General features: G+C 68.3%; 10 protein-coding genes. 3 read left to right on the forward strand and 7 right to left on the reverse strand.

Annotation, left to right across the window (positions count from 1 at the left end):
• The 6 genes from VFL64_RS13365 to VFL64_RS13390 all read right to left on the reverse strand — a co-directional run.
• A partial coding sequence (locus VFL64_RS13365) for a 2-hydroxyacid dehydrogenase (protein ID WP_489540874.1) occupies positions 1–865 on the reverse strand: 865 nt, incomplete at its 3' end.
• Positions 862–1,356 carry a CinA family protein gene (locus VFL64_RS13370; protein ID WP_489540875.1) on the reverse strand — a complete coding sequence of 165 codons (495 nt, stop codon included), beginning with the start codon at positions 1,354–1,356 and terminating at the stop codon, positions 862–864. The genes VFL64_RS13370 and VFL64_RS13365, both read right to left, overlap by 4 nt.
• Complete coding sequence (locus tag VFL64_RS13375; RefSeq protein WP_489540876.1) at positions 1,356–1,907, reverse strand: phosphatidylglycerophosphatase A family protein; 552 nt, start codon at positions 1,905–1,907, stop codon at positions 1,356–1,358. Before VFL64_RS13375 ends, VFL64_RS13370 begins: the two co-directional genes overlap by 1 nt.
• A 70-nt stretch (positions 1,908–1,977) precedes the next feature.
• Positions 1,978–2,952 (reverse strand): thiamine-phosphate kinase, encoded by a 975-nt coding sequence (gene thiL / locus VFL64_RS13380; protein ID WP_489540877.1) that lies wholly within the window; start codon positions 2,950–2,952, stop codon positions 1,978–1,980.
• A 33-nt stretch (positions 2,953–2,985) separates the two neighbouring features.
• Positions 2,986–3,657 (reverse strand): response regulator transcription factor, encoded by a 672-nt coding sequence (locus VFL64_RS13385; RefSeq protein ID WP_489540878.1) that lies wholly within the window; start codon positions 3,655–3,657, stop codon positions 2,986–2,988.
• Complete coding sequence (locus VFL64_RS13390; RefSeq protein ID WP_489540879.1) at positions 3,654–5,735, reverse strand: two-component system sensor histidine kinase NtrB; 2,082 nt, start codon at positions 5,733–5,735, stop codon at positions 3,654–3,656. The genes VFL64_RS13385 and VFL64_RS13390 overlap by 4 nt, the downstream gene beginning before the upstream one ends.
• 141 nt (positions 5,736–5,876) lie before the next feature.
• On the opposite strand from VFL64_RS13390, the gene VFL64_RS13395 reads away from it, so the two are divergent.
• From VFL64_RS13395 to VFL64_RS13405, 3 genes are all read left to right on the forward strand, one after another.
• Entirely contained in the window at positions 5,877–8,171 is a 2,295-nt protein-coding gene (locus VFL64_RS13395) for an NADP-dependent malic enzyme (protein WP_489540880.1), read from the forward strand.
• Between the two features lie 314 nt (positions 8,172–8,485).
• Positions 8,486–8,830: a guanyl-specific ribonuclease gene (locus VFL64_RS13400; protein ID WP_489540881.1), complete on the forward strand. Its 345-nt coding sequence runs from the start codon at positions 8,486–8,488 to the stop codon at positions 8,828–8,830.
• 41 nt (positions 8,831–8,871) lie between these two features.
• Positions 8,872–9,267, forward strand: coding sequence for a barstar family protein (locus VFL64_RS13405; protein WP_489540882.1), 396 nt, complete (start codon positions 8,872–8,874; stop codon positions 9,265–9,267).
• A 220-nt stretch (positions 9,268–9,487) separates the two neighbouring features.
• Here VFL64_RS13405 and rsmA read toward each other — a convergent pair.
• The coding region (gene rsmA / locus VFL64_RS13410; RefSeq protein ID WP_489540883.1) for a 16S rRNA (adenine(1518)-N(6)/adenine(1519)-N(6))-dimethyltransferase RsmA at positions 9,488–10,014 on the reverse strand (527 nt) is incomplete at its 5' end.

Genomic DNA, 10,014 nt, shown 5'->3' on the forward strand with positions numbered 1-10,014 from the left:
CGGCCACGCGTGTCGCACTGCGCAGATCCGTCTGCGCCGCCGCATGCGGCAGCAGCGTCACCTGCGGGTGCTTCCAGAAGGCATGCTGGGGCGGCAGGGGCTCGGTGTGGAACACGTCGAGCACCGCATGGCGCAGGTGCCCGCGGTCGAGCGCGGCGAGCAGGTCGGCATCGACCACGTGCTGGCCGCGCGCCAGGTTCACGAAGCTGCTGCAAGCCTTCATCTGCGAGAAGGTCTTCTCGTTGAAGAGGCTGTTCGTGCGCGCGGTGAGCGGCAGCAGGTTGATCACGATGTCGGCTCGCCCCAGCATGCCCGGCAGGGCCGCATCGCGGATGTGCGTCTCGACGCCCGGCAGCTTGGCTTCGCGCCGGCTCCAGCCCTCGACCACGTAGCCATTGCCTGCCAGGCGCAGCGCCACCGTGCGCCCCATCTCGCCCAGGCCCAGCACGACCACCCGCACTTCATCGGCACGGCGTTGCGGCAGGCTGCGCCATTCGCCGCTGCGTTGCTGCGCGGCGTAGCGGAAGTGCTCGCGGTGCAGGCTGAGCACGGCCCACAGCGCCGTCTCGGCCATGGCGGTGCTCATGGCTGGGTCGACCATGCGTGCCAGCAGCACCTCGCTCGGGATGGTGTCGTCGCGCAGCAGGCGGTCGGCGCCAGCCCACATCGACTGGATGAACTGCAGGCGCGGCAGGCCTTGCAGTGCACCGGGGGCCGGGTTGGAGACGAGCGCGACGGTGACCTGCTCGTCCTGCTCAGGCGAGCGCTGTGTCAGCACGGTTTCGCCGGGAAGGGCTTCGCGCAACTCGGCGGCCCAGGCCTCGAGTTCCTCGGGAGTGAAGTCGGTGGCAAGCAGCAGGCTCATGACATCAGAGACGCCAGCACCGCCTGCAGGGCGCGGTCGACGGTCTGCTCGCGCACCTCGCTGCGGCTGCCCTGCAGCTGCAGCAGCGTGGCCTGCGCGGGCTGGCCGCGGCGCGCGAGCGCCAGCCACACGGTGCCCACGGGCTTCTCGGGCGTGCCGCCGCTGGGCCCGGCGACGCCGGTGACGGCGACCGACATGTCGGCCGACGAATGCGCCAGCGCCCCTTCGGCCATCGCGCGCGCCACCTCGGCGCTGACGGCACCATGGCGCGCGATCAGGGCTTTCGGCACGCCCAGCAGATCGGTCTTGGCTTCGTTGGAGTAGCTGACGATGCCGCGCTCGAACCAGTCGCTGGAGCCGGCGATCGAGGTGCAGGCCGCGGCGATCAGTCCGCCGGTGCACGACTCGGCGGTGGCCAGGTGCAGGCCCCGCGCGCGCAGCACCTCGGCCAGCGCTTCGACGGAAACGTCCCAACGTTCGAGTGCATGCATCAGAACCACCTCCACAGTGCAATGACCAGCAGCGCGCACAGGGCCGCGATGAAGTCGTCGAACAGGATGCCGAAGCCTTGGCGCCAGCCGATGGCTTGGTTGCGCCGGCCCTTGAACAGGCCGTCGGCCCAGGCCACCGGGCCGGGCTTGACGGCATCGAAGAAGCGGAAGAGCGCGAACGCCCCCACCTGGCCCCAGGCGCCGGCCGGTGCAATGAGCCACAGCACCGCCCAGAAGGCGAGCACCTCGTCCCACACGATGGCGCCGGGGTCGGCGGTGTGCAGGTGGCGTGCGGTGACGGTGCAGGCCCACCAGCCGACCAGGGTGCCCACGCCGATCACGAGCGCCCAGTGCAACTCGCTGAGATGCGGCTGCAGCACCAGGAAGCTGAGCCAGGCCCACAGCGTGCCCACCGTGCCGGGCGCGATGGGCGACAGGCCGCACCCGAAGCCGAGCGCGATCACGTGGGCCGGGTGGCGCAGCATGAAGCGCGCGCTGGGCTTGAGCGGCGCCATGCGCAGCGGCGGGTTGAGCGGCGTGTCGGTCGTCATTGGTGGACCCTATGCACTTCGTGTGATCCCGCCAGGCGGGAATGAGCCCCTTCGGGCGGCCGGGCGAGGCTCATGACTTGAAGTGGTCGAACGAGCCGAAGGTGTGTGGCACGCGCTGGCCTTGTGCATCGACCAGCACCAGCGCGGGCGCCCCTTCGACACGGGGTTCGATGTGGCCGATGCGCGTGACCGGCGTGCCCGCACGCTGCGCCGCGGCCTGCACCGCGGCGGCCCGCGAGGGCGCGGCGGTGAACACCAACTCGTAGTCGTCGCCACCGGCCAGCGTGCATTCGCGCTGCAGGGCGAGCGGCTGCGCGGCCAGCACCCGGCTGCGCGGCACGGCGTCGACCTCCAGCGTGGCACCGACGCACGAGCGCCTGAGGATGTGCGCCAGGTCGCCCAGCAGGCCATCGGACACGTCGATCGCGCTGCTCGCCACACCGCGCAGGGCCACCCCCAGCGCCACGCGCGGCTGAGGCTGCTCCATGGCCACGCGCACCTGCTCGAAGGCCTCGCCGGCCAGGGCTGCGGTGCCGCGGAAGGCTTCGAGCGCGAGGCGTGCGTCGCCCACCGTGCCGCTCACGTACAGGTCGTCGCCGGCTTGTGCGCTCGAGCGCAGCAAGGCCAGGCCGGGTGGCACCTCGCCGAACACGGTGATGCAGATGTTGAGCGGGCCTTGCGTGGTGTCGCCGCCGATCAGTTCGCAGCCATGTTCATCGGCCAGTGCGAACAGCCCACGCGCAAAGCCTTCGAGAAAGACTTCGTCGACGCGTGGCAGCGCCAAGGCGAGGCTGAAAGCCAAGGGCTGCGCACCCACCGCGGCGAGGTCGCTCAGGTTCACCGCCAGCGCCTTGTGGCCCAGGCGCGGCGGCGACACGGTGGAGAGGAAGTGCCGGCCATCGACCAGCATGTCGCTGCTGATGGCGAGCTGCATGCCGGGCGTGGGCTGCAGCAGCGCGCAGTCGTCGCCGATGCCCAGCACGGCGCGCTTCACGGGGCGGGTGAAGTACTTGTGGATGAGGTCGAACTCGCCGAGGGATTCCATGTGCGGATCATTATCCGCGTCGGCAGATGGGGCTCAGACGCCGCGCAGCAGGTTGGCCAGCTCGACGGCGGACTTCACGTCCATCTTCTCGAACACCCGCGCGCGGTGCACTTCGACCGTGCGCACGCTGATGTTGAGCTGGTCGGCGATCAGCTTGTTGGCCAGGCCGTCGATCACGCACTGCATCACATCGCGCTCGCGGTCGGTGAGTTCGGCGAGACGGCGGCGCACGCCGGCCTCGTCGCGCTGGCGCAGCAGGGCCTGGCCGCTTTGTTCGAGGGCCTGCTCGACGCGGTCGACCAGCGCGTTGTCGGAGAAGGGCTTCTCGACGAAGTCGAAGGCGCCGCGCTTGACCGCGGCCACCGCGGTGGGCACGTCACCATGGCCGGTGAGGAAGATCACCGGCATGTACTGCAGCAACTGGCGCTCGATCAGCCGATCGAACAGCACCAGCCCGCTGGTGCCGGGCATGCGCACGTCGAGCAGCAGGCAGCTCGGCGCCACTGGCCAGTTGCCGGTGGGTGCGCTGCGCGAGGGGCCGAGGCGCGAGTCGAGCATGGCCTCGAAGGCTTCGGCGCTGGCGAAGCCTTCGGAGAGCAGGCGGCGCGAGCGCAGCAGCCAGGCCAGGGCGTCGCGCACCACGTCTTCGTCGTCGACGAGGTAGACCATGGGCAGGCCGAGTTGCGTGGCGGTGTAGGTGCTCATGACGGGGGGGCGGTGGTGGCTTGCTCTGCACCTGCGGTTGTAGCCGAGGCCTGCGCGGCCGGCAACGTGAAGCGGAACTCGGCGCCGCTGGCCCGGTCCGGGCCGGCGTCGGCGTGCAGGTTCTGGAAGTCGAGCACCCCGCCGTGCTGTTCGATGACCGTACGGCACAGGCTCAGGCCCAGGCCCATGCCCTCGCTGCGGGTGGTGAAGAAGGGGGTGAACAGGCGCTGGGCCACCTCGTCGGCGACGCCGCGGCCGTGGTCGATGACGCTGAAGCTGACCCAGCGCGCGTGGGTCTGGCGCACGCGGATGGTGAGCTCGCGCTTGGGCAGCGGCGTGGTGGTCTCCATCGACTGGATGCCGTTGCGCGTGAGGTTGAGCAGCACCTGCTCGACCATCGTGCGGTCGCACACCACGCGCGGCAGGGGTGTGGGCAGGTCGAGTTCGATGCGCGTGCCGCTTTTGCGAGCCTGCAGGCGCACGAGAGGCAGCACGGAGTCGATCAGCTCGTCGACGCGGATGGCCTCGCGCGCCTGCTCGCGGCGGCGCACGAAGTCGTGCACGCTCTTGATCACGCGGCCGGCGCGTTCGGCCTGTTCGGCAATGCGCTGCGCGGCCTGGCGCAGCAGGCTGCGTGTTTCGGGCTGGTCGGCGTCGCGCGCGTCGTCCATCAGGTTGAGCGAGCCCGTGGCGTAGCTGGCGATGGCGGCCAGCGGCTGGTTGAGTTCGTGGCTGAGCAGCGAGGCCATCTCGCCCACCGTGGCCAGGCGTGCCGTGGCCTGCAGGCGCTCCTGCTGCTGGCGCGAGATCTCTTCGACCTTGCGCTGCGCGCTCACGTCGAGCGCGGTGCTCATCCAGCCGGTGTGGCGGCCGTGCCCGTCGACCAGCGGGGCCTCGAAGATCATCACCGGAAAGCGCTCGCCATTGCGGCGCATGAAGATGGTCTCGTAGCCTTCACGCGGCGGCGGCGTGCCGGTCATGCGCACCTGCTGGCGCAAGGTGTATTCATGCACGTGCTCGGGTGGCCAGTAGGGCGGCACGGCCTGGCCCACCAGCTCGCTGGCCGAAAAGCCCACCATGTGGCAGAAGGCCGGGTTGACATAGGTGATGCGGCCTTGCAGATCGCGTGCGCGCAGGCCCGTGACGAGCGAGTCTTCCATCGCCTTGCGCAGCGCGAGCGCCTCGGCCAGCGCGGACTCGGCCAGCGCGCGGCGGCGCACGTCGCGCGCCAGCAGCAGCACCACCACGCCGAGCGCGAGCGAGAGGCTGAGCACCAGCGCGGTGGTCAGGTTGGGGATGAGGCGGGGGCGGTCCTTGCCGCTGTCCACGCGCAGCTGCAGCGTGAGGCCGGGCAGGTCGAGCACGCGGTCAGCGCGGTAGATGCCCAGGCCGCGCGGCAGGCCGGCACGCGCGAGCCGGGTGCCGTCGCCTTCGACGAACGAGAGTTCGTAGGCGCGCATGACCTCGGGCGGCACCACCTCGTTGAGCAACTGCGTGAGCGAGAAGGTGCCGACCAGGTAGGCCACGGTTTCGCCGGCCACCTGCGCGGGCAGGCACACGTCGACCACCTCCTGGCCCAGGCCGCCGGCCACCGGCACGAAGTAGCTGCGCGCGTACGAGGGGCTGCCCTGGCGCTGCGCGTTGGTGCAGGCGATCTGCGCCTCGAACTCCATGTTCTCGCGCGGGATCTGCGTGAAGATCGGCGCGAGGAAAGGCGAGTTCACCGCGGTCTCGACGCGCATCTGCGGGTCGCGCCGTTCCAGGCGCAGCAGCTCGCGGCGCGCGCGCAGCAGGTCGGCTGCGTCGGCGCGCCATTGCGCGACGGGCGGTGCGCTCCAGGTCATGGCCTGCAGGCCTTGCAGGTCGCGGCTCATTGCCTGCTTGATCTCGCCCACCGACAGCGCGGCGGCGGCGTCAACCTGCTCCTGCGCGCGGTTGTGCTCGTAGTCGAGCGTGAGCCACACGAGCAGCGACTGCGCCACCAGCAGCAGCCCGATCAGCGCACCCCACAGCAGTGCGCGCCGCCAGCGACGCGGCCGCGCGGCGGGTGTCGGTAGAAGCGGGGGCGGGGCTGACATGGCGCTGGTGTTCAATGCCTGCGAGTATTGCGGAGGCGCTACCGCGCGCGGTACGCAGTTACGCGAATTCCGCCCCGTTGCAGGCTCCTACAATGCCTGCCCACCTTGGCGCATTGGCGCCGACCCAGGACGAGAACCGCCATGAGCCACTCAGAAGAAAAGCGCGCCGAGTTGCGCCGTGCCGCACTCGAGTACCACGAGTTCCCCACCCCCGGCAAAGTGGCCATCGCGGCGACCAAGCAACTGGTCAACCAGCGCGACCTGGCGCTGGCCTACTCGCCTGGCGTGGCTGCGGCCTGCGAAGAGATCGTGGCCGATCCCGCCAACGCCTTCCGCTACACCTCGCGCGGCAACCTCGTCGCGGTGATCACCAATGGCACGGCCGTGCTGGGCCTGGGCGACATTGGCCCGCTCGCGGCCAAGCCGGTGATGGAAGGCAAGGGCGTGCTGTTCAAGAAGTTCGCCGGCATCGACGTGTTCGACATCGAGGTCAACGAGAAGAACCTCGACAAGCTGATCGACCTGATCGCCGCACTCGAACCCACCTTCGGCGGCATCAACCTCGAAGACATCAAAGCGCCGGATTGCTTCTATGTGGAACGCGCGCTGCGCAGCCGCATGAACATCCCGGTGTTCCATGACGACCAGCACGGCACCGCCATCGTGGTCGGCGCGGCGGTGCTGAATGCGCTCAAGGTCACGGGCAAGAAGATCAACGAGGTGAAGCTGGTGTCGTCGGGTGCCGGGGCGGCGGCGCTGGCCTGCCTGAGCCTGCTCGTGAAGCTCGGCGTGCCGCGCGAGAACATCTGGGTCACCGACCTGGCGGGCGTGGTCTACGAGGGCCGCGCCGAGCTGATGGACGAGGACAAGGTCGTCTTCGCGCAGAAGACCTCGCTGCGCACGCTGGCTGAAGTGATGGACGGTGCCGACATCTTCCTCGGCCTGTCGGCCGGCGGCGTGCTCAAGAAGGACATGGTCGCCAAGATGCGGCCACAGCCGGTGATCCTGGCGCTGGCCAACCCCACGCCCGAGATCCTGCCGGAAGAGGTGAAAGAGGTGCGCAGCGACGCCATCATCGCCACCGGCCGCACCGACTACCCGAACCAGGTCAACAACGTTCTCTGCTTCCCGTACATCTTCCGCGGCGCGCTCGACAGCGGCGCGACCACCATCACGGTGGAGATGGAGATCGCCGCGGTGCACGCCATCGCCGAACTGGCCCAGCAGGAGCAGAGCGACGTGGTGGCCGCGGCCTACGCCGGCGCCACGCTGAGCTTCGGGCCTGAGTACCTGATCCCCAAGCCCTTCGACCCGCGGCTGATGATGAAGATCGCGCCGGCGGTGGCCAGGGCGGCGGCGGAATCCGGCGTGGCCACGCGGCCCATTCCGGACCTTGATGCCTACCGCGAGAAGCTGCAGACCTTCGTCTATGCCTCCGGAACGACGATGAAGCCCATCTTCACGCTGGCCAAGGGCGCACGCAACAAGCGCGTGGCTTATGCCGAAGGCGAAGAGGAGCGCGTGCTGCGTGCAGTGCAGGTGGTGGTCGACGAAGGCCTGGCACGGCCCACGCTGATCGGACGGCCGGCCGTGATCGCCACACGCTGCGAGAAGTTCGGGCTGCGCCTGCAGGCCGGTCGCGACTACGACGTCGTCAACGTCGAGCAGGACGACCGCTACCGCGATTACTGGCAGACCTACCACCGTATGAACGCGCGCAAGGGCGTGACCCAGCAGTACGCCAAGATCGAGATGCGGCGCCGCCTCACCCTGATCGGCGCCATGCTGCTGCACAAGGGCGAAGTCGACGGCCTGCTCTGCGGCACCTGGGGGACCACGGCCCTGCACCTGCACTACATCAACCAGGTGATCGGTCTGCGCAAGGGCGCCAAGACCTACGCCTGCATGAACGGCCTGATCCTGCCCAACCGGCAGGTGATGTTGGTCGACACCCACGTCAACTACGACCCGACCGCCGAGCAACTGGCCGAGATCACCATCATGGCGGCCGAGGAGATGAAGCGCTTCGGCCTGCGGCCGAAGGCGGCCCTGCTGTCGCACAGCAGCTTTGGGTCCAGCAACCAGCCGTCGGCGATCAAGATGCGCGAGACACTGGCGCTGATCCAGGGCGAGGCGCCCTGGCTGGAAGTCGACGGCGAAATGCACGGCGACGCCGCGCTCGACGCTGCCTACCGGCAGCAGCTCATGCCTGAAAGCACCCTGACCGGCGAGGCCAACCTGCTGGTGCTGCCCAACATCGACGCGGCCAACATTTCCTACAACCTGTTGAAGACGGCCGCGGGCGGTGGCATCGCCATCGGCCCCGTGCTGCTGGGTGCGGCCAAGCCGGTCCACATCCTGACGCCGTCGGCGACCGTCCGGCGCATCGTCAACATGACGGCGCTGACGGTGGCCGACGCCAATGCGGGGCGCTGAAATCGGCGCCTTCCGAGTGCGAAGAATGCCCGGGATGGCCTAGGTTTGTGCACGGTCATGTGACAAACACATGACCGCGTGTTTTACCCGATAGGCATGTTGACCAAGTTGTAAGGATCACGCATTCAAGGCGCCAGTAAAGATGTTGGCGCATACTATCAAGCTGCTGCAATTGCCCCAAATTGAGGCAGCGGCTTGAGATTTCCCATCCCTTTCTGTACCATCACGGTTTCAGATTTCAGGGATAACCCGTGTTTCTCTTCGGTCGGCTGCCTGCATGGCCACCCTCGCAGAAGTTGGGGCTCGCTATCGTTTTGGCAGGTGCCGCAGTCCTTGCGCCGAATGTGTCGGCCAAGGAGGCCCCGTCCATCGAGGTGGTGGCGCTGACCAGCCTGCCGAGTGAAGCCCAGGAAACCGAGCGCCTGATCCGCGCCGGGGGGCCATTCCCACACACACAAGACGGCAGAAGCTTTGGCAACCGCGAACGCCTGCTTCCGCCGGAACGCCGCGGCTACTACCGCGAGTACACCGTCAAGACACCGGGCGCGCGCAATCGCGGAGCGCGCCGCATCGTGTGCGGGGGCGAGCAAGCCACCGCGCCCGAAGCCTGCTTTTACACGGGCGACCACTACGCGAGCTTTCGCCGCATCGTGCAGTAGTCAACCCAGAAGATTTTTTTGACCTAAGGAGGAACGCGACCATGCTTTTGCAGACAGTCCGTCCAAACATTGTCCAGTCGATACGCGCTTACCGCGTCGATGAACTGCAGGAGGCCGCGCAGGGCGCGGGCCAGCATTTCCTCTACGCCAACCTGACTTCGGCCCAGACGAAGCAAGACGTGATGGAGGCCATCGCCGAAGCCTTCCTGTTCCCGGCGCACTTCGGCAAGAACTTGGATGCCCTGTACGACTGCATGACCGATCTGGTCCACAAGTCGGGTGCGCAACCTGGCTTTGTGGTGGTGCTGGAGCAGTTGCCCGACAACCCTCGCTTCGACCGCGAGGCGCGCGAGCAGTTGCTCGATGTCTTCCGCGATGCGGCCGACTTCTGGGCCGAGCGGAAGATCCCATTCAGGTGCTTCTATTCTTTTCAGTAGCCCGCTCCCAAGAACAAGGGTCATGGGAGCGGGCTACGGAAACGGCCCAAAGCGTTGCAGAAAAGCCGGCCAAGGCGGCGGCGAAGAATGCAGCCAACGCAAGTTTCGGCATGAACATGCCGATGATGAGCAGCGCGTTCGACACCTCGATGTGGCTCACTGCCGCGTGATGTGATTCCCGCGCGTCTGACGCAAGAAGGGCAGCCTCGGCTGCCCTTTCTCATTTCAGCGCCTGAACCAGCGCCAGATAGTCGCTGACCGGCACCTCTTCGGCGCGGCGCTGCGTGTCAAAGCCGCCGGCAAAGCCGCGCTCGTCGAGCCACCGGCCCAGCGTGTGGCGCAGCAGCTTGCGGCGCTGCGAGAAGGCCACCGTGACCAGCTCGCCCAGCAGCTTGGCGTCGACACCCTGCGCGGCCGGCAGCGGCAGCATGCGCACCACGGCCGAGTCGACGCGCGGCGGCGGGTCGAAGGCCTCGGGCGGCACGTCGAGCACGGATTCGATGTCGTAGCGCCACTGCAGCATCACCGACAGGCGCCCGTAGTCCTTGTTGCCCGGCGCGGCGGCCATGCGGTCGACCACTTCCTTTTGCAGCATGAAGTGCTGGTCCACCACCTGGTCGACGGCTTCGAGCAGGTGGAAGAGGATGGGCGTCGAGATGTTGTAGGGCAGGTTGCCCACCACGCGCAGTCTCTGCCCGGCCTCGGTGGCCAGCGCGGCGAAGTCGACCTTCAGCACGTCGGATTCGA

The sequence above is a fragment of the Rhizobacter sp. genome (assembly GCF_035702065.1).
Taxonomy (GTDB): domain Bacteria; phylum Pseudomonadota; class Gammaproteobacteria; order Burkholderiales; family Burkholderiaceae_C; genus Rhizobacter.